Here is a 19546-nt window from a genome sequence, read left to right on the forward strand (position 1 = left end):
CAAGGCCGTGGATCGCAGTCACCTGGTGACTGTGATCCACGGCCATGTCTGCGCAGGTCCGCTGCGACTCAGAACAGCAGCGCGCTGGCCGGGTCCTCGAGGATGCCGGCCACGTCGGCGAGGAAGGTCGAGCCCTTCTCTCCGTCGACGTGACGGTGGTCGAACGAGAGCGCGAGCGTGGTCACGTCGCGCACGCAGAGCTCGCCGTCCGCGTCGACCCAGGGCTTCTTCTTGATCGAGCCGAAGCACAGGATCGCGGACTCGCCCGGGTTGATGATCGGCGTGCCGGCATCGACACCGAAGACGCCCACGTTGGTGATCGTGAACGTGCCACCACTCATCTCGGCCGGCTGGGTCTTGCCCTCGCGCGCGGTCTTGGTGAGCGCGTTGAGGCCCTCGGCGAGCTCGAGCAGCGAGAGCTGCTCGGCACCCTTGACATTGGGCACGACCAGGCCGCGCGGGGTGGCCGCGGCGATGCCGAGGTTCACGTAGTCCTTGAACACGACCTCGCCGGCCGGCTCGTCCCAGAACGAGTTGATCTCCGGCGTACGACGCATCGCCAGCATCACCGCACGCGAGAGCACGAGCAGCGGCGAGACCTTGACGTCCTTGAACTCGCGACGCTTCTTGAGCCGGTCGACGAACTCCATGGTCGAGGTGACGTCGATGGTGATCCACTCGGTGACGTGCGGGATGGTGAACGCGGAGTTCACCATCGCCTGGCCCATCATCTTGCGGACGCCCTTGATCGGCTCGCGCCGTTCAAGCCCCTCGTTGGACGAGTAGCGAGCGCCAGCGAGCGTGTCGAGACCAGAGCGCGTCTCGACACGGCCCTCGTCCCTCGGGCCTGCTCGACCAGCGAGATCAACCGCGGCGTGCACGTCGTCACGCGTGACCGTGCCGTTCGGGCCGGTGGCACGCAGCGACGTCAGGTCGACGCCGAGGTCCTTGGCCAGCTTGCGCACCGGCGGCTTGGCGAGGGCACGAACCGCACCGGGCTCGGTCGCCGAGGCCGGCACGAAGGCCGGGGTCTCGAACTGCGGGGTGCGAGCAGACTGCGAGGGCACCGCCGGCTCGTCGGCCTCGATCACCGGGTCGGACTGGGCACCACCGGGCGCGAACGCCCCTTGCACCTGCATCTGGGTGGCGGCCGCCGACTCCGTCGACGGGGAGGCCGAACCCTTGCGCGGTCGACGCACCGGGCCGCGCTCGGCCTTCATGCGGCCAACCAGGCTCTCGCCCTCGCCACCGCCACTGGCGGCCGGGTTGGAGAGGTCGATCTCGCCGATGTCACGGGCGGGCGCCTCGGCCGACGGCGCCGCGGGGGCGGCCGGGGCGGGCGTCTCGTTCGGGTCGCCGACCGAGATGATCGGCGTGCCGACCGGGATCATCTCGCCCTCGGGCGCCAGCAGCGCCAGCACCGTGCCGGCGTACGGTGAGGGCAGCTCGACCAGCGACTTGGCGGTCTCGATCTCGACGATGATGTCGTTGACCTCGATGACGTCGCCGACCTTGACCTTCCAGGCCACGATCTCGGCCTCGGTGAGGCCTTCTCCGACGTCGGGCAGCTTGAACTCAGCCATTTCTCAGAACTCCAAGGATCGGTCGACGGCGTCGAGCACCCGGTCGAGGTCGGGGAGGTAGTCCTCCTCGATCCGCGACGGCGGGTAGGGGGTGTCGAATCCGCCGACACGGAGCACCGGCGCCTCGAGGTTGTAGAAGCACTGCTCGGTGATCCGTGCGGCCACTTCGGCGCCCATGCCGAGGTTGACGTGTGCCTCGTGCGTGATCACGGCGCGGCCGGTGCGACGGACCGAGTCGAGGACCGGGCCCATGTCGAGCGGTGAGAGCGTGCGCAGGTCGATGACCTCGATCGACTTGCCCTCGGTCGCGGCGGCCTCGGCCGCCTTCATCGCGGTCTTCACCGTCGGACCGTAGGCCAGCAGGGTCAGGTCAGTGCCGGCCTTGACCACCCGCGAGGTGAACAGCGGCTCGGGGGCGATCGAGTCGTCCAGCTCGGCCTTGTCGGCGTGGTACTGGCGCTTGGGCTCGAGGAAGATCACCGGGTCGTCGGAGGCGATCGCCTGCTGGAGCATCCAGTAGCCGTCGACCGGGTTGGAGCAGGCGACCACCTTGAGGCCGGGGGTGTGCGCGAACTGGGCCTCCGGCGACTCCGAGTGGTGCTCGACCGCGCCGATGCCACCACCGAACGGGATCCGGATGACCATCGGCATCTTGGTGTTGCCCTTGGAGCGGAAGTGGATCTTGGCGACCTGGCAGACGATCTGGTCGTACGCCGGGTAGACGAAGCCGTCGAACTGGATCTCGACGACCGGGCGGTAGCCACGCATCGCCATGCCGACCGCGGTGCCGACGATGCCGGACTCGGCCAGCGGCGAGTCGATGACCCGGTCTTCGCCGAAGTCCTTCTGCAGGCCGTCGGTGATGCGGAAGACACCGCCGAGACGGCCGACGTCCTCACCCATGACGAGGACCTTGGGGTCGTCCTCCATCGCCTTGCGCAGGCCCATGTTGAGGCCCTTGGCGAGAGTGATCTTCTGGGTGGCCATCAGTGCGCCTCCTCGAATCCGGCGTGGTAGGCCGCGAACGCATCACGCTGCTCGGCCAGCTCGGCGGGGATCTCGTCGTAGACGAAGTCGAAGATCGCGTGCGGGTCGGGGTCGGGCAGCGCCTTGCAGCCCTCACGCAGCCGGACGCCGAGCTCGTCGGCCTCGACCTTGACCGTGTCGAGGAAGCCGTCGTCGACCAGGCCGTTGCGCTTGAGGTAGGCCTCCACCCGGGCGATCGGGTCCTTGAGCTTCCAGTGCTCCACGTCCGCGGAGAGCCGGTAGCGGGTCGGGTCGTCGGTCGTGGTGTGGGCACCCATGCGGTAGGTGTAGGCCTCGATCAGGGTCGGCCCCTGTCCCTCGCGGGCGCGCTGCAGTGCGGCCTTGGTGACGGCGTACGTCGCCAGCACGTCGTTGCCGTCGACCCGGACGCCGGGGAAACCGAAGCCGAGAGCACGCTGGTAGAGCGGGATGCGGGTCTGGCGCTCGATCGGCTCGGAGATCGCCCACTGGTTGTTCTGGCAGAAGAACACGACCGGAGCGTTGTAGGAGGCGGCGAAGATGAAGCCCTCGTTGACGTCGCCCTGCGAGGACGCGCCGTCGCCGAAGTGCGCGATCACGGCCGCGTCGCGCTCGGGGTCACCGGTGCCGACGACGCCGTCGCGCTGCATGCCCATGGCGTAGCCCGTGGCGTGGAGCACCTGGGCGCCGATCACGATGGTGTACTGCCCGAAGTTGTTGTCGGCGGGGTTCCAGCGACCGTGGTCGACCCCGCGGAACAGGCCGAGCAGGTCGAGCGGGTCGACCCCGCGGCACCAGGCGACGCCGTGCTCGCGGTAGGTCGGGAAGACGTAGTCCTGCGGGCGCAGGGCACGTCCGGCACCGATCTGGGCGGCCTCCTGGCCGAGCAGCTGGGCCCAGATGCCGAGCTCTCCGTGCCGCTGGAGCGCGGTGGCCTCGGTGTCGATGCGCCGGGTGAGGACCATGTCGCGGTAGAAGCCGCGCAGCTCCTCGGCGCTGAAGTCCATGTCGAACTCTGCGTGGTGGACACGCTCCCCTTCGGGGGTCAGGAGCTGGACGAGCTCAGGGCCGCCGTCCTGCTGTGAGGGACCGAAGACCTCGACGAGGTCTGGTCCGAACTCTGCCTGGGACACGTGGGCACTCCTTCTCTTCGCCGGCCTGCGGGGTCACCGGGGCCGGGTGTGGGAACAACGCTTCGGGGCCGCTCCAGTGGTGGTGGGACGGACCCGAGAACGGGCTAACCGGCGCGCGGAACCGTCTGTGACGGGCAACACACTGCCGTTCTCACAAGGTACCCGTCCAGTCGGCACCGCCGCCAATCCGGCGTTTGCCTTGTCCTCGGGCGGGCATGAGTCGACAACTCAATCTGATGCACGTTGACGACAGGGAGAAGACACATGGCCACGGAAGAGTTCGTCGCCGGAGTCGAGGAGCTCTATCACGCGGGCGTGGTCGAGGTTCCCGACATCGCGACACGGTTCACCTCGGCCCGCGAGCACCTGCCCGGTCCCACCCTGGAGTGGGCCTTCAGCAGGGCGGGCAGCATCGGCTACTCCAGCCACGGGCCATGGCAGGCCTGGAGCGATCTGGCCGAGGACCTCGGCGGCTTCATCGGCAGGACCGAGAGGGATCTCATCGATGCCGGCGCGAACCTGGTGAAGTGCGCCGAGAACTACGCCGCCACCGACGACGCGATCCGGGCGAACCTGGACGACGTCCGGGCCGAGATCGACAAGGAAGCCAGGACTCCCGAGAGCAAGATCGACCCCGCACACACCCACGGAGACGACTGATGAGCTGGGACGAGATGTCCGTACACGTCGGAGACATCTACCGATTGGCCATCTCGAACGAGCTGCGCGGCTACGGCTTCTGGCTCGACGGGTCCGAATGGCAGTACCCCGAGATGCCGATGGCCGACGTGGGCTCGCCCTACGGCCCGCGACCCAGCGACACGGTGACGCAGGTGCACCTCAGATGGGGAGATGTCCTCAATGACTTCAGCGACTTCACCCAGATGCCGGACCCCGAGGCCTTCGACCCCGCCATCACCCAGATGGAGAAGGTGGTCGAACGCCTGTCCGTGACTGCCACCATCGACCCGACGACCGAGGAGTCGATCCCGCCGAACGGGATGGACGGGCACATCAACAGCCTCAGCGACGTGCGTCTGGCCAGCTGGAAGGGCGACGCCGCCGACGAGTTCCGTCTGTACCTGGCTCACCTGGGGGACAAGACCGGCCACCAGTGGGCTCTCGCCTGGGTGCTCCTGAACGCCTTGCGGGCCGAGCAGGGCATCTGGCAACGGGCCCAGGTCGACGTGGACCAGGTGGCACACAAGGCTCTGAGCCGACTCTCCGGCGAGGGCAGCGGTGAGGGTGGAGGATCAGCCGGCAAGGTCCTGAATGCGCTCACCACGCTTGCCGGGTTCGCCCTTCCGGGGCTCGGCAGCACGGTCAAGGTCTTCACGGCCACCGGAGCGGTGGCCCAGCTGGCAAGCCTCCTCCCGAAGGAAGAGGGTCTCCCGGGCGACCCCAGCCACATCATCTCCGACATGCGCGACGACCTCCGGAAGGTGAAGGAGGCCGTGGAGCAGAAGGAGAGCGAGCTGCACGACGAACTGACCTCCGTGGCCGGGGCGGTCAGCCGCAAGGCCATGGAGTACTACCTTGAGCGGCCATCGCTGTCCAAGCCGGGCAACATCCGCGACAAGAGGGGCACCTTCAGCTGAGTTCGCCCGAGCTGTCCGGGCCGCAGCTTCAGGCCCGGGAGCGCCAGAGCAGCCAGACGAAGTACGGCGTACCGATCAGTGCGGTGACCATGCCGGCGGGAACCTGGTCGGGGGCGATCACGTTGCGGCCGAACGTGTCGGCCAGGCTGACCAGGATCGCGCCGAGCAGCATCGCCACCGGGAGCACCCGGACGTGACGCGAGCCGACGACGGCCCGGGCCGCGTGCGGGGCGACCAGGCCGGTGAAGACGACCAGACCGATGGCCGACGCGGAGGCCGCGGTGAGCACGACCGCGGTGACCAGCAGGGTCAGTCGGGTCCGCTCCAGGGAGAGTCCGAGCACCCGCGGGGTGTCGTCGTCGAGGGCCATCACGTCGAGGTCGTTGCGGTGCCGGAACAGGATCGGCACGGCGACCAGCACGACGATGACGAGCGGGACGACCTGCTCGTAGGTGCGGCCGTAGGTGGAGCCGTTGAGCCAAGTCAGGGCGAGCTGGGTGTCGTAGGGGCTGAAACTGATCAGGATGAACGCGATCAGCGCCTGCCCGAGCGCGGCGACACCGACCCCGACCAGCACCAGCCGGATCGAGTCGAGGCCTCCGCGCCAGGAGACGGCGTACACGATGCCGAACGCGACCGCGGCCCCCACCACCGCGGAGATGTTGATCAGCCAGAGCGCGGTCACGCCTGCGAACGCGATGCAGGTGATCGCGCCGACTCCGGCGCCGGCGGTGACCCCGAGCAGACCCGGCTCGGCCAGCGGGTTGCGGCACACCGCCTGGGTGGCGCAGCCGGCCAGGGCCAGGGCGGCGCCGGCGAACGTGGCCGCGAGGAGGCGCGGCACCCGCTCCTCGAGGGTGTAGTGCACGAGTGGCCCGGCGTTGCCGGAGAGCCAGTTGACCACGTCGCCGAGGAGCAGGCGGTCCTCCCCCATGAGCGTCCACCCGCGACCGGCCAGCAGCCCGAGCAGCGTGGCTCCGACCAGGAGCACGGACAGCCCGGCGACCAGGAGCGCGGTGAAGCGGAACGGCGAGCCGGTGCGCGAGCGGGCCGAGGGTGCCTCCGGGACGGTGCCGCCCTGGCGGAAGCCGCGGGCGATGCCGATCAGCACCATGGCCCCGAACATCGTGGTCGCCACTCCGGTGGGTACGCCGGGCCCGAACGCCCCGGTCGGCACGAGCCGCATCAGGACGTCGGCCACCACCACCAGCACGATGCCGATCAGTCCCGAGAGCGGCAGCAGGACCCGGTGCCTGTGCACGTCCTTGACCCACCTGCCCGACAGCCTGGCCAGCACCGGCGCGCAGAGCCCGATGAATCCCATCGGGCCGGCGACGGTGACGGCCAGGCTGGCCAGCAGAACGGCGAGGAGGACGGCGACCAGCTGGATGAGGCGCACGTTGACGCCCAGGCTCGAGGCGGCGTCGTCGCCGAGTGCGAGCAGGTCGAGCCGTCGGCACAGCAACATCGCGACGAGCACCACCGCGGTCACCGCCACGGCTCCCTGCGCCGGGGCGTCGATGCTGATCTGGACCAGGTTGCCGTTGCCCCAGGCGAACAGGCTCTGGGTCTGCTCCTCGAAGAGCAGGAGCAGCATGCCGGTCATGGAGCCGAGCGCCAACGCGAGCGCCGACCCGGCGAGCACCAGACGCGCCGGCCCGGAGGCACCCCCGGAGAGCGTCAGGACGAGTCCCGCGCCGACCAGGCCTCCGACGAAGGCGATGCCCCCTTGGAGGAAGAGCGGCAGCGAGATCCCGAAGGCGGCCACCACGGTGGCCGCGAACCAGGCGCCACCGTTGATCGCCAGGGTGTCCGGCGAGGCGAGTGGGTTGCGGGTGACCGACTGCAGCAGCGCCCCTGAGACGCCGACGGCCAGGCCGACCACCAGCCCCGCCAGCAGGCGCGGGAGCCGAGAGCCCATGAGCACGTCACGGGTCAGCTGGTCCCCGCGCCCGACGGCGAGGTCGAGCAGGTCGTGGAAGCCGATCGCCGAGGTGCCCTGGGTCACGTGCACGGCACCGGCCGCGAGGGCCACCAGGACGAGCCCGGCGAGGCTGGTGAAGCTGCGCAGGGTCACGAACGGTGGGTCACGCGGTCAGGTCGGCGACGATCTGGTCGACGAACTCCTGCGCCGAGACGGGGCCACCGAAGGTCCACACACCCTTCTCCAGCGGGTAGAGGTGGTCGCTGGTCACGAACTCGAGCTTGTTCCAGATCGGGTTCTTCTCGAGCTGGTTGCCGAACACGTCGTCGGCCTCGACGGGGCTGTTGTAGAAGAAGCGCACGCCGTCACCGAGCGTGGTGAGGCCCTCGGGGTCGGTGGTGCCCAGGCCCCAGTCGGGGTCCACCTCGCCGGTCCAGGCGTTGTCCAGGCCGAGGCCCTCGGCCAGGTCAGACATCAGCGAGCCCTTCCCGAAGAGCCGGATGGTGACGTTGCCGCCCTCGGCCCAGCCGTCGGCCATCGCGAACTTCGCGTCGGCGGCGTCGCTGGCGGCAATCGCCTTCTTCCCGGCCTCGAGGGAGGCGTCGAGGTCGCCGATGATCGTGTCGGCCTCCTCCGTCTTGCCGACCGCCGCGGCGATGGTGCGCACGTTCTCCTTCATGAGGTCCAGCTGGCCCGAGCCGTCGGCGGTGTCGAGCACGAGCACCGGGACGTCCTTCTTCTCGAGCTGCTTGACGATCGCCTCGGGACCGCTTGCGTCGGTGATCACCAGCTCCGGACCGGTCTTCATGATCTCGGTGAAGCTGGGCTCGCTGCGCTTGCCGACGTCCTTGACCGAGTCGTCCACCCGGGCGTTGGCCACCCAGGAGTTGTATTCGTCGCCGTCGGCGTGGGCGACCGGCATGACACCGAGGCTGACCAGGGTCTCGGTCTGCATCCACTCCAGCGACACGACCTTGGTGGCCGGGTGCTCGAGCTGGATGGTCGTGCCGCGGGAGTCGGTGACCGAGACCGGACCGCCCGTCGCTTGCGACTCGGACTCGTCGTCCTTCGAGGGTTCGGTGGTGCCGCAGGCGGAGAGCACCAGGGCGAGGGGGAGACCGGCCAGGACGAGGCCGCGCAGGGTCTTCACGTGGGTTGTGCCTTTCGGGGAGGGAGGGTCAGGCGGACTGCCGGAGCCGGCGCTCGGTGCGGTGCACCGGCTGCACGGTGACCCGGGAGGTCGCCTGGTCGCGGCGAACCACGACGGAGAGTCCGTAGACCTCGGAGACACGCTCCGAGGTCAGGACCTCGCTCGGGGATCCAGTGGCCTGGATGACGCCCCGGTGGAGCAGGGTGATCTGGTCGGCGGTGTCCGCGGCGTGGTTGAGGTCGTGGAGCACGACCCCGACCGCCACCCCGTGGTCGTCGGCCAGGTCGCGCACCAGGTCGAGGATCTCGACCTGGTAGCGGAGGTCGAGGTGGTTGGTCGGCTCGTCCAGCAGCAGTACGTCGGTCTGCTGGGCCAGGCAGCAGGCCAGCCAGACCCGCTGCAGCTCACCGCCGGAGAGTTCGTCGACACCCCTGGTGGCCATGTCGGCCACGCCGGTGACCTCCATCGCCCAGCCGACGGCGGCCGGACCCTCGGGGTCACGGGCGCGCCACTTGCCGCGGTAGGGGTGGCGGCCGAACTCGACCACCTCGGCAACCGGGACCCCCGAGGGAACCGGTCGATTCTGGGAGAGCAACGTGATCACCCGGGCGAACTCGCGCCTGCTCAGCGTGGAGACCGACTCGTCACCGAGGGTCAGGCTGCCGGCGTCCGCGGCGTGCAGCCGCGCCATCGCCCGCAGCAGCGTCGACTTGCCGCTGCCGTTGGGTCCGACCAGGGCGTGCACGCGGCCGGACTCGACGGACAGCGAGGCGGCATGCACCACCGTCCGGTCGAAATAGGACAGGTCGAGACCGTCGCCGCAGAAGACCGTGCCGTCACTCATGAAGCCAAGGCTAACCTAACTTCACTCACCTGCACAGGTCGTCCGACCATCGGACTGTCGGACTGCGCTCAGTCGCAGCCGGCCTCGCCGAGGTCCTCGTGGCCGCGATGGCTGGCGGGTTCGATCTGGAAGGTCGCGTGGTGCACGTCGAAGTGGGTGGCTGCGCACGCCTGGAGCCGGTCGAGGAGTCCACCCACGCCGACGGTGGCCAGGATCTCGTCGGTCACGGTGACGTGGGCGGAGAGGCTGGGCATGCCGCTGGTGATGGTCCAGGCGTGCAGGTCGTGCACGTCGGTCACCCCAGGCACCCCGGCCAGGTGGAGTCGAACGTCTTCGAGGTCGAGGCCCTCCGGAGCGATCTCGAGCAGCACGCGCACGGAGTCGCGCAGGAGCACGAAGGAGCGGGGCAGGATCATCACCGCGATCACCAGGGAGGCGATCGGGTCGGCACGGTCGAAGCCCGTGGTCAGGATGACGATGCCCGCGGCCACGGCGAGGACGGAGCCGAGCAGGTCGGCGAAGACCTCGTTCACGGCGCCGCGCATGTTCAGGGACTCACCGTCGGCCCGGCTCAGGATCGCCATGGACACGGCGTTGGCCAGCAGGCCGATGACCGCGAACCCGATCATCGGGCCCGCGTCGACCTCGGTCGGGTCGGCCAGCCGACCGATGCCGGCCCAGGCGAGATAGCCACACACGCCCAGCAGCACCAACGCGTTGAGCAGGGCGGCCAGGATCTCGGCCCGGTGATAGCCGAACGTGGAACGCGGGCCGGGACGCAGCGTGGCGACGTACGACGCCCCGAGCGCGAGCAGGACCGCCGCGGCATCGGTGGCCATGTGGCCTGCGTCGGCCAGCAGCGCGAGCGAGCCGCTGACGAAGGCACCGACGATCTCGACCACCATCACCGTGGCGGTGACCAGCAGCACGATCCTGAGCCGCCTGCGGTCCTCCGCACGGCCGGCCGCGTGGCCGTGACCGTGTCCGTGGCCCATCAGCGGTCCCGGTGCCTGACCACGGCGTCGACCGCGTGCTCGGCCTGGTTGAAGGCCACCTCGACCAGCTCGAGGGCGTGCTGGTTGGCCAGTCGGTAGAACACCCGGTTGCCTTCCTGGCGGGTGGCCACCACCCGACTCATCCGCAGCTTGGCGAGGTGCTGGGAGACCGCGGCCTGCGACTTGCCGACGTCGTCGGCGAGCACGCCGACGGACTGCTCGCCGTCACGCAGGGCCAGGACGATGCGCACCCGGGTCGCATCGGCGAGCAGCGAGAAGATCTCGACGGCCACCGGAAGATGGGCGTCGAGCTCTTCATCGGTATATGCGTGCATGCGCATATAGTCGCACACCCGTCGACCCGTCGCCAGTTCGCCGAATTCACGACGGGTCAGCCCGAATTCACGACGGGTCAGCCCGAATTCACGACGGGTCGAGTCAGACGCGTGAGCTCAACACCCGGTGGGCCGCGAACGCGACCGCCAGGGAGAGCAGGGAGCCGATCGCCGCGGTCAGCGTGACTCCCGAGTCGAAGGCCTGCGCCGCAGAGGCGAGGAGCGCGTCGGCCGACGCGGACGGGAGCCCCTGCGCCACCTCGACGGCACCGCCCAGGGTGGCGCGGGCGTGCTCGGCATCAGCCCCGGCGACCGTCACCGGCACGTCCACGCCCTGGCGGTAGGCCAGGTTGAGCAGGCTGCCGAGGACGGCGGTGCCGAGCACCGCGCCGATCTCGTACGCCGTCTCCGAGACCGCCGAGGCGGCACCGGCCTTGGCCGGCGGAACGGCACCGAGGGCGAGGTCGTTGGACACGGTCTCGGACATGCCGACCCCGGCACAGACCAGCACGAAGCCGATCAGCAGCCCCGCCGCCGAGCCGGTGTGACCCGTCACCGAGACGGCCGCATAGCCGGCCGCGTTGAGGAGTACGCCGGCCACCATCACCCGCGCCACCCCGAAGCGGCGCACCATCGGCACCGCACCGAGGCCGAGAACCACGGTCACCACGAGTCCGGGCACCATCATCAACGCCGCATCGAGGGGCGAGTGACCCGCGATCAGCTGCAGGTGCTGGGCCAGGAAGTAGATGAAGCCGACCAGCGCGAAGATGCTGACCAGGTTCACCACCAGTGACACCGAGAACACCGGGTTGGCGAAGAGCCGCACGTCGAGCATCGGGTTGGTGCGACGGAGCATCCGGCGCACGAAGGCAGTGCCGCAGGCGATGCCGACAGCGGCCGCCACCACGGTCAACTGGTCGAGCCCGTGGGTGGCCACCGACTTGATCGCGAAGACCGAGGCGGCCAGGGCGACCGTGACCAGGACGATGCCCACCGGGTCGACCGGCCCCGGATCGGGGTCGCGCGACTCGGGGAGCAGACGCGGGCCGAGCACCAGCAGCGGCACCAGGAGCGGGACGGCGATCAGGAAGATCGAGCCCCACCAGAAGTGCTGCAGCAGCCAGCCGCCGACCACCGGGCCGAGCGCGGCACCGGCGGAGAAGCCGGCCATCCAGATCGCGATCGCCGTGCGCCGCTCGGCGGCGTCGGTGAAGATGTTGCGGATCAGCGAGACCGTCGCAGGCATCAGCATCGCGCCGAAGATCCCGAGCAGCGCACGGGCGGCGATCAGCCAGCCGGCACTCGGCGCGAAGGCGGCGAGCACGGAGACCGCCGCGAAGCCGGTGGCTCCGCCCAGCAGGATCCGGCGCCGACCGATCCGGTCACCGAGGCTGCCCATGGTGACCAGCAGCGCGGCCAGCACGAGCGGGTAGACGTCGATGATCCAGAGCAGCTGGTTGCCACTCGGCGCGAGGGACTGGGACAGCGACGGCACGGCGAAGCTGAGCGCGGTGTTGTCGATCGAGACCAGCAGCACGGGCAGCATCAGCACGGCCAACGCCACCCACCGGGAACGGCGGGAGAGCTGGTCGGGAGCGAGCGGGAGCTGGTAGATCGTCACCCGCACAACTGTACCGTCCAGACGGTATAGTTACTACGGGATTCCATGGTGATCTCCGCCTCGTCACCGCGGTCGGTAGGGTCACCCCATGGCCCGTCCCCCCAAGGCACGCGAGTCGGCCCTCGCGGCGTACTGCGAACTGCTGCGCAGCGACGGCGAACGCGCCACGACCATCGATGCGGTGGCGGCACGGGCCGGGGTCTCCAAGGGTGGCGTGCTCTACCACTTCCCCAGCAAGGAGGCGCTCGCCGAGGCCGCGCTCGAGGCGTTCCGCGAGGCCTGCGCGCGCGATCTGGTGATCATGGCCGAAGCCCCCGAGGGACCGTCACGTCACTACGTGCGCACGTCCTGGACCAGCGGCAGCGACCTCGACACCTACTACACCGCCATGGTCCGGCTGGCCCAGTCGTCGTGGCAGCCCGCGATCAGCGCTCTCGAGACCGTCCACTCGTCCTGGCTCGACCTGATCCGCTCCGAGGTGGGCGACCGGCACGCCGCCGAGGCGATCATGCTGGTCGGCGAGGGCCTCTACCACCACTCCTCGATGCCCGGGGAGTGGTCACGCAGCACATTCGCCCGCTCGCTGAACCAGCTGCTCGACCAGGTCGACCGGCTCAAGGCGAAGTAGGCGACTCCCCGGCGTGTGGCGCCGGAGAATCGCCGTGTTCCGCGCCTACAGCGCCTCGCGACCGTGCGGTGCGTGCCAGCCCTCGAGCGAGGGGCCCTTCGGCACGATGCCGGACGGGTTCACGTCACGGTGCACGACGTAGTAGTGCGCCTTGATCTGCTCGAAGTCGATCGACTCGCCGAATCCGGGCGTCTGGAACAGGTCGCGGGCATAGCCCCACAGTGCCGGCATCTCGGTCAGCTTGTTGCGGTTGCACTTGAAGTGGCCGTGGTAGACCGCGTCGAACCTGGCCAGCGTGGTGAAGAGACGCACGTCGGCCTCGGTGATCGCGTCGCCCATCAGGTAGCGCCGGTCGGTCAACCGCTCCTCGAGCCAGTCCATCGCCGTCCAGAGCCGGTCGTACGCCGCGTCGTACGACTCCTGCGAGCCGGCGAAGCCGCACCGATAGACGCCGTTGTTGACCTCGGTGAAGACCCGCTTCATCACGGCCTCCATCTCGTCGCGCAGATCGTCGGGCCACAGGTCCGGGGCGTCGGGGCGGTGATGGTCGCGCCACTCGAAGAACAGGTCGTGGGTGATCTGGGGGAAGTCGTTGGTGACCACCGCCTTGGTGGGCACGTCGACGATCGCCGGCACGGTGATGCCGCGCGGGTAGTCGGGCACCCGCGCGAAGTAGGCCTGCTGGAGCCGCTCGTGGCCGAGCACCGGATCGACGCCACCGGGATCGAGGTCGAAGGTCCAGCTGCGCTTGTCGTGCGTGGGTCCGGGCATCCCGAGCGAGAGCACGTCCTCGAGGCCGAGCAGGCTGCGCACGATGATCGCGCGGTTCGCCCACGGGCACGCCTTCGCGGCGACCAGCCGGTAGCGCCTCGGCTCGACCGGCCACACCTGCACCTCGCGGGGACTGTCCTTGCTGCCGCTGGGGAACTCGTCGTCGAGCGGGTCCGCGGAACGCGCTCCGGCAAGGATCCGGTCCGGGATGTAGTTCATGTCCCGGGAGAACTCCTTGCCCTGCTCGACGTACGCCGCTGTCTGGTCGTCGTTCACGCGTGCCTCCTGGAGAAAGTTGCTCCTTCAACCATACCGGGCGAGGTCCTGACCAGGTCAGTGCGGAAAGGAGCCGGCCAGGTCGATGAGGCGGTCGTTGGCCTCGGGCTCGCCGATGCTCGCACGCACGCCCTCGCCCGCGAAGGGGCGGACGACGATGCCCACCTCGTCGGCTGCTGCCGCGAAGTCTCCGGTCCTGTCCCCCAAGGTGAACCAGACGAAGTTGCCCTGCGGCTCGGGGATCTCCCACCCGGCCGCGCGGACTCCCGCGAGCACGCGGTCCCGTTCACCGACGAGGGAGTCGACCCGTTGCAGCAACTGCTCCTCGGCGGCGAGTGAGGCGATGGCCGCGGCCTGCGCGACTCCGGACACACCGAAGGGCAGTGAGACCGCGCGCAGCGCGCCGGCGATCGGTGCCCGGGCGACGGCGTAGCCGACCCGGAAGTTCGCCAGCCCGTAGGCCTTCGAGAACGTGCGGGTCACCACCACGTTGTCGAAGTCGCGGTAGACCGCCAACCCGTCGACGGCGTCGTCCATGCGCACGAACTCGACGTACGCCTCGTCGACCACGACCAGAACTCGCGAGGGCACCTTGGCCAGGAACTCGAGCAGCGCCGTCTGGGTGACGGCCGGGCCGGTCGGGTTGTTCGGCGTGCAGACGATGACGACCTTGGTCTTGTCGGTGATCGCCTCGGCCATCGCGCCGAGGTCGTGCTCGCCGGTCGCGGTCACGGGCACCTGCACCGACGTGGCGGCGGCGGCAGTGACCGCGATCGGGTAGGCCTCGAAGGACCGCCACGCGTAGACGACCTCGTCGCCGGGGTCGCAGAACGACTGGAGGATCTGGTAGATCAGCGCGACCGATCCGGTGGCCGCGGACAGGTCCTCGACGGGCACGTCGAAGCGCTCGGCCAGGGCGGCGTACAACGCGGTGCAGCCCATGTCGGGGTAGCGGTTCATCTGCCCGACGACACCCATCGCGGCCTCGACCACGCCCGACAGCGGGGGGTAGGGGTTCTCGTTCGAGCTCAGCTTGTACGTCGTGAAGTCGGCGCGTGGGACGGGCGGCTTCCCGGGAACGTAGGCGGGGATGTTGCCGACGTTCGCACGGGGCTGGGGAGTCGAGGCGGTCATGCCCGTCAGGTTAGTGGGTTGCGTTGCCGACGCTGGTGGCGCTTGCGGTGCTTGTGCCGCCACGGCTGGAAGATCACGATCAGGACCAGGCCGAGACCCACGCCGAACGCCGCCCCCGTCACGTTGTCGACGATGTCGGTCAGGTCGCAGGCCCGGTCGATACGGGCCACCTCGAGCTGGGCCTTCTCGATCACCGCGGAGTACGCCGCCAGCGCGACCAGCCCCAACGGCGTGAGGATCCACCCGGCCCGCCAGCGTGCCACCGAGAGCACCAGCAGGGCGCCGGCCGGAACGAACAGCGCGGTGTTCAGGGTCCGCTGCCCGGACTCGAGGATCCAGAAGCCCTCGGGCGCCGGACCGCCCACGTCCCACGAGCACGTGGCCATCCGGCTCTCCTCGGGGATGGCCAGGTCGATCGGGTTCAACGGCACGAGCGTGACCAGCCCGATCACCGTGATCGCCCACAGGAACCCGGCCATGGAGAAGGCCGAGACCCAGCCGAGCGGCTTGAGCAGAGCGAGCGCGAGCAGGCCGAACAGCACTGCCGAGCCCACGGCTCCGAGCAGCATCGCTCCGGTCCCCGAGAACTCGTCCACGCCGCAGAGGCTACAAGCGACTGGGACCTGCTGAGTACGCTGGCGGCGTGAAGTTCCTCGCATGGCTCCTGACCAACACCGTGGCGTTGGCCGCCGCGGCGTGGTTGCTGGACGGGATTCGCTTCGACGGAGCCGACTGGCAGGCCAAGATCCTCCCGGCATTGCTGGTCGCCCTGATCCTCTGCGTGGTGACGATGTACGTCGCCCCGGTGGTCAAGGTGCTCTCGATTCCCTTCATCATCGTGACCATCGGGCTGTTCCTCCTGGTGATCAACGCGGCGATGCTCCTGCTGACCGCGTGGATCGCGGACAAGGTCGACATCGGGTTCCACGTCGACGGGTTCTGGAACGCACTCTTCGGCGCCATCGTGATCACCCTGGTCGGTGGCCTGGTCCGCGCCGTCGTGCTCGAGGACGACTGATGGCGCTCCCCGCCCCGCTCACGCCGGGCGAGTACCGCGTCGCCCTGGTCTGCCTCGGCAACATCTGCCGCTCCCCCATCGCCGACGTGGTGGTCAACGCCCGGCTCGGGGATGCCGGCCTCGCCGAGCACGTGCACGCCGACAGCTACGGCACCGCTGACTACCACGTCGGCCGGCCGATGGACCCGCGCTCGGCCTCGGTGCTCCGCGACCACGGCTACGACCCCACCCGGCACCGCGCCCGACAGTTCGGCGCTGCGGACGTCACGGCGTACGACCTGGTGCTGGCCATGGACCACGACAACCGACGCAACCTGCGCGACCTCGGCGTTCCCGAGGAGCGACTGCGTCTCTTTCGTGACTTCGACCCGCAGCCCGGCGACGGTGTCGTCCCCGATCCCTACTACGGCGGCGACGACGGCTTCCGCGACGTGCTCGCCATGGTCGAACGCAGTGCCCGCGCCTTCACCGAGGCCGTGAACCAGGAGGTCGTCCCGACATGACGCGCAACTCCGCCACGGCCCGCAAGGCCGAGGAACTGCTCGGCGGCCCGGTCGTCGCCACCGCACCGGTGGCCGGCGGCGACATCTGCACCGCCACCCGGCTCAAGCTCTCCGACGGCCGTTCGGCCCTGATGAAGACCCACGTGCACCCGCCGCCGGGTTTCTTCGCCGCCGAGGCGCGGGGCCTGCGCTGGCTGGCCGAGGCCGACGGAGTCGCGGTTCCCGAGGTGCTCGCGGTCGACGAGGACTGCCTGATCATCCCGTTCGTCGAGACCGGCAAGCAGATCCCTGACGCGGCAGTGGCGTTCGGACGAGCACTGGCGCGGACCCACGCGACGGGCGCCGACACGTTCGGTGCAGCGCACGACGGTTTCATCGGCAAGCTGCCGATGCGCAACACCCCCGCCGACACGTGGGCCGAGTTCTACGCCACCAACCGGCTGCTGCCCTATCTCAAGGTGGCCCGCGACCGCGGCGCGATCGACGAGTCGGGCGCCGGCGCCATCGAGTCGCTCGTCGGCCGCCTGGGTGACCTGGTGCCCACCGAGGCACCGGCGCGGCTGCACGGCGACCTGTGGAACGGAAACGTGCTGTGGGGCACCGACGGGGTCATCCACGTGATCGACCCGGCTGCCTATGCCGGTCACCGCGAGGTCGACCTGGCCATGCTCTCCCTCTTCGGCATGCCCCACCTGCCGCGCGTCCTCGATGCCTATCACGAGACCCAGCCGCTGGCCGACGGCTGGGAGGACCGTCTCGGGCTGCACCAGCTCTTCCCGTTGCTGGTGCACGCCTGCATGTTCGGGGGCGGGTACGGCGCCCGTGCGGCCGGCGTCGCGGCGCGCTATTGAGCGCCCCCGCTCTCGGTCAGCCTCCCCACGCGATCCGCTGGTTTCTCAGCCACGCCTCAGGACTCTTTGGCACAGTGGTGACGTGAGCACCGCTGCGTCCAAGCCCCACGCGCTCGTCGTCGACGACGACCGCGCCGTCCGGGAGTCGCTGCGGCGTTCCTTGGAGTTCAACGGATTCACCGTGTCGATGGCCGAGGACGGCGCACAGGCGCTGGCCGGCATCGGCAACCTGAAGCCCGACGTGGTCGTGATGGACGTGATGATGCCGCGACTGGACGGCATCGAGACCACCAAGGCGCTCCGCACCGCGGGCAACGACATCCCGATCCTCGTGCTCACTGCCCGCGACGCCGTCGGCGACCGGGTCGACGGACTCGACGCCGGCGCCGACGACTACCTCACCAAGCCGTTCGCCCTGCAGGAGCTGCTGGCCCGGCTCCGCGCGTTGCTGCGCCGGGTCGTTCCCCATGACGAGCTGGTCGACGAGACGCTGGCCTTCTCCGACCTGACCCTCGACCTGGCCAGCCGAGAGGTCCGCCGGGGCAAGCGGGCCATCGAGCTCACCCGCACCGAGTTCGCGCTGCTCGAGATGTTCCTGCGCCGGCCGCGCCGCGTGCTGGAGCGCGCCTTCATCCTCGAGGAGGTCTGGGGCTACGACTTCCCCACCACGGCCAACTCACTCGAGGTCTACGTCGGCTACCTGCGCCGCAAGACCGAGGCCGAAGGCGAACCGCGTCTCCTGCACACCGTGCGCGGGGTGGGCTACGTGCTCAAGGAATCGCCCTGAGCACCCTGGGTCGTGACCCCGGCGGCTGGCACTACCGGCGCAGCCTGGCCAGCCGGGTCACCCTGCTCACCACCTTCGCGGTCGGCCTGACGGTCGCCGTCCTGGCCCTGGGCGCCTATGTCACCGTGCGCATGCAGATGCAGGCCAGCCTCGACGCCTCGTTGCTCGACCGCGCCGAGAGCGCCGCGAAGACGCCGACCCTCTCCGAGCTCACCGTCGAGATGCGTTGGCCGTCGTGGGCCTTCGGTGCCGCCGATGTGCGCATCGCCTTCATCACCACCAGCCGTACCTGGTCGATCGACGGCGGTCCGACGCTCCCGCTCGGCAAGCAGGAGATGGCCGTGGTCACCGGCAAGGACGCCCACTCGATCCGCACGATCGAGGCTGGAGACACCCGCTACCGCGTGGTGACCGTGCCCACCCGCGACCACGGCGTCGCGTTGGTCATCGCCCAGTCGCTGGACGCCCAGGAGAAGGTCCTGGGCCGCCTCGGCATCGTGATGCTGCTGTTCGGGGTGGCCGGCGTGATCGCCGCCGGAGTGGCCGGATGGGGCGTGGCCCGCAGCGGGCTGAGACCCGTATTCCGGCTCACGGACCGGGTCGAGCACATCGCCCGCACCGAGGACCTCACCCCGATCGCGGTCGAGGGGAACGACGAGATCGCGCGACTCTCGTCAGCGTTCAACACGATGCTGGCCGCCCTCGAGGCCTCGCGCGAACGACAACGCCAGCTCGTTGGCGATGCCGGCCACGAACTGCGCACTCCCCTGACCTCCCTGCGCACCAACCTCGACCTACTGCTGCAGGCCGACGCCGCCGGCGGCATGCCGGACGACGCCCGGGCCGAGCTGCTCGACGACGTCCAGGCCCAGATCGAGGAGATGACCACGCTGATCGGCGACCTGGTCGAGCTCGGCCGCGACGAGCACGCCCCGCACCAGGTCGAGCTCGTCGACCTCAAGGAGGTGCTCGACCGAGCGATCGCCCGGGTCCGGAGACGCGCGTCATCGATCGAGTTCGACGTCGACGCGGAGGACTGGTGGGTCACCGGCGAGTCGGCCGCCCTGGAACGGGCGGTGATGAACCTGCTCGACAATGCGGCCAAGTGGAGCCCACCGGACGGCACCGTCACCGTGCGCCTGGGCGACGGTGTCCTCACCGTCAACGACCAGGGCCCGGGTTTCGCCGAGGCCGACCTTCCCTACGTCTTCGATCGGTTCTACCGCTCGCAGGAGTCCCGCTCGATGCCGGGCTCGGGTCTCGGACTCTCGATCGTGCGGCAGACCGCCGTGCGTCACTCGGGCACGGTCGCTGCCTCGAACCTGCCCGACGGCGGCGCCTGCCTGACCTTGCGCCTGCCCGGTCGCACGTTGCAGCAAGCCTGATC

20 protein-coding genes are annotated in these 19546 nt (G+C 69.8%); 8 read left to right on the plus strand and 12 right to left on the minus strand.

What is annotated here, in order from left to right:
- Positions 1 to 68 precede the first annotated feature (68 nt).
- The 3 genes from NJ4_RS07395 to pdhA are packed head-to-tail and all read right to left on the minus strand — an operon-like array spanning position 69 to position 3721.
- Positions 69 to 1583, minus strand: a complete 1515-nt coding sequence (locus tag NJ4_RS07395) for a dihydrolipoamide acetyltransferase family protein (RefSeq protein WP_067432407.1) — start codon at positions 1581 to 1583, stop codon at positions 69 to 71.
- A 3-nt stretch (positions 1584 to 1586) separates the two neighbouring features.
- Positions 1587 to 2570, minus strand: coding sequence for an alpha-ketoacid dehydrogenase subunit beta (locus tag NJ4_RS07400; protein ID WP_067432409.1), 984 nt, complete (start codon positions 2568 to 2570; stop codon positions 1587 to 1589).
- A complete protein-coding gene (gene pdhA, locus NJ4_RS07405) occupies positions 2570 to 3721 on the minus strand; it encodes a pyruvate dehydrogenase (acetyl-transferring) E1 component subunit alpha (protein WP_082748274.1) in 1152 nt (383 codons plus the stop codon). The genes NJ4_RS07400 and pdhA overlap by 1 nt, the downstream gene beginning before the upstream one ends.
- A gap of 264 nt (positions 3722 to 3985) precedes the next feature.
- Between pdhA and NJ4_RS07410 the strand changes: the two genes are divergently transcribed.
- Positions 3986 to 4381 carry a hypothetical protein gene (locus NJ4_RS07410; RefSeq protein WP_067432412.1) on the plus strand — a complete coding sequence of 132 codons (396 nt, stop codon included), beginning with the start codon at positions 3986 to 3988 and terminating at the stop codon, positions 4379 to 4381.
- Positions 4381 to 5319, plus strand: coding sequence for a hypothetical protein (locus tag NJ4_RS07415; protein ID WP_067432415.1), 939 nt, complete (start codon positions 4381 to 4383; stop codon positions 5317 to 5319). The genes NJ4_RS07410 and NJ4_RS07415 overlap by 1 nt, the downstream gene beginning before the upstream one ends.
- 28 nt (positions 5320 to 5347) lie before the next feature.
- On the opposite strand, the gene NJ4_RS07420 is transcribed toward NJ4_RS07415, so the two are convergent.
- From NJ4_RS07420 to NJ4_RS07445, 6 genes are all read right to left on the minus strand, one after another.
- Positions 5348 to 7396 (minus strand): iron ABC transporter permease, encoded by a 2049-nt coding sequence (locus tag NJ4_RS07420; RefSeq protein WP_067432418.1) that lies wholly within the window; start codon positions 7394 to 7396, stop codon positions 5348 to 5350.
- A 10-nt stretch (positions 7397 to 7406) separates the two neighbouring features.
- Entirely contained in the window at positions 7407 to 8393 is a 987-nt protein-coding gene (locus NJ4_RS07425) for an ABC transporter substrate-binding protein (protein ID WP_217996795.1), read from the minus strand.
- 28 nt (positions 8394 to 8421) lie between these two features.
- Complete coding sequence (locus NJ4_RS07430; RefSeq protein WP_067432422.1) at positions 8422 to 9237, minus strand: ABC transporter ATP-binding protein; 816 nt, start codon at positions 9235 to 9237, stop codon at positions 8422 to 8424.
- Positions 9238 to 9305: 68 nt separating this feature from the next.
- On the minus strand, positions 9306 to 10232 hold the full coding sequence (locus NJ4_RS07435) for a cation diffusion facilitator family transporter (RefSeq protein ID WP_067432425.1): 927 nt from the start codon (positions 10230 to 10232) through the stop codon (positions 9306 to 9308).
- The gene (locus NJ4_RS07440) at positions 10232 to 10567 is read right to left on the minus strand and encodes an ArsR/SmtB family transcription factor (protein WP_245644496.1); all 336 of its coding nucleotides are present in this window, start codon (positions 10565 to 10567) and stop codon (positions 10232 to 10234) included. The genes NJ4_RS07435 and NJ4_RS07440 overlap by 1 nt, the downstream gene beginning before the upstream one ends.
- A gap of 103 nt (positions 10568 to 10670) precedes the next feature.
- Positions 10671 to 12191: an MFS transporter gene (locus NJ4_RS07445; RefSeq protein WP_245644497.1), complete on the minus strand. Its 1521-nt coding sequence runs from the start codon at positions 12189 to 12191 to the stop codon at positions 10671 to 10673.
- Positions 12192 to 12279: 88 nt separating this feature from the next.
- Here NJ4_RS07445 and NJ4_RS07450 point away from each other — a divergent pair, with 88 nt between their 5' ends.
- Positions 12280 to 12819 carry a TetR/AcrR family transcriptional regulator gene (locus tag NJ4_RS07450; protein WP_067432431.1) on the plus strand — a complete coding sequence of 180 codons (540 nt, stop codon included), beginning with the start codon at positions 12280 to 12282 and terminating at the stop codon, positions 12817 to 12819.
- A 45-nt stretch (positions 12820 to 12864) separates the two neighbouring features.
- Here NJ4_RS07450 and NJ4_RS07455 read toward each other — a convergent pair whose 3' ends face one another.
- The 3 genes from NJ4_RS07455 to NJ4_RS07465 are packed head-to-tail and all read right to left on the minus strand — an operon-like array spanning position 12865 to position 15596.
- Complete coding sequence (locus NJ4_RS07455; protein WP_067432434.1) at positions 12865 to 13866, minus strand: glutathione S-transferase family protein; 1002 nt, start codon at positions 13864 to 13866, stop codon at positions 12865 to 12867.
- A gap of 57 nt (positions 13867 to 13923) precedes the next feature.
- Entirely contained in the window at positions 13924 to 15000 is a 1077-nt protein-coding gene (gene hisC, locus NJ4_RS07460) for a histidinol-phosphate transaminase (protein WP_067432437.1), read from the minus strand.
- Between the two features lie 5 nt (positions 15001 to 15005).
- Positions 15006 to 15596, minus strand: a complete 591-nt coding sequence (locus NJ4_RS07465; RefSeq protein ID WP_067432440.1) for a VanZ family protein — start codon at positions 15594 to 15596, stop codon at positions 15006 to 15008.
- Positions 15597 to 15643: 47 nt separating this feature from the next.
- On the opposite strand from NJ4_RS07465, the gene NJ4_RS07470 reads away from it, so the two are divergent.
- The 5 genes from NJ4_RS07470 (at position 15644) to NJ4_RS07490 (ending at position 19544) form a co-directional block, all read left to right on the plus strand.
- Complete coding sequence (locus NJ4_RS07470; protein WP_067432443.1) at positions 15644 to 16018, plus strand: phage holin family protein; 375 nt, start codon at positions 15644 to 15646, stop codon at positions 16016 to 16018.
- Positions 16018 to 16521 (plus strand): low molecular weight protein-tyrosine-phosphatase, encoded by a 504-nt coding sequence (locus tag NJ4_RS07475; RefSeq protein WP_067432446.1) that lies wholly within the window; start codon positions 16018 to 16020, stop codon positions 16519 to 16521. Before NJ4_RS07470 ends, NJ4_RS07475 begins: the two co-directional genes overlap by 1 nt.
- Entirely contained in the window at positions 16518 to 17372 is an 855-nt protein-coding gene (locus tag NJ4_RS07480; protein WP_067432449.1) for a fructosamine kinase family protein, read from the plus strand. The genes NJ4_RS07475 and NJ4_RS07480 overlap by 4 nt, the downstream gene beginning before the upstream one ends.
- Positions 17373 to 17454: 82 nt before the next feature.
- Positions 17455 to 18159: a response regulator transcription factor gene (locus NJ4_RS07485; protein WP_067432452.1), complete on the plus strand. Its 705-nt coding sequence runs from the start codon at positions 17455 to 17457 to the stop codon at positions 18157 to 18159.
- Between the two features lie 131 nt (positions 18160 to 18290).
- The gene (locus NJ4_RS07490; RefSeq protein ID WP_245644499.1) at positions 18291 to 19544 is read left to right on the plus strand and encodes a sensor histidine kinase; all 1254 of its coding nucleotides are present in this window, start codon (positions 18291 to 18293) and stop codon (positions 19542 to 19544) included.
- Positions 19545 to 19546 lie beyond the last annotated feature (2 nt).

Origin of the sequence: Nocardioides jensenii JCM 1364 = NBRC 14755 (genome assembly GCF_001552535.1) — a bacterium.
GTDB classification, from domain to species: domain Bacteria; phylum Actinomycetota; class Actinomycetes; order Propionibacteriales; family Nocardioidaceae; genus Nocardioides; species Nocardioides jensenii.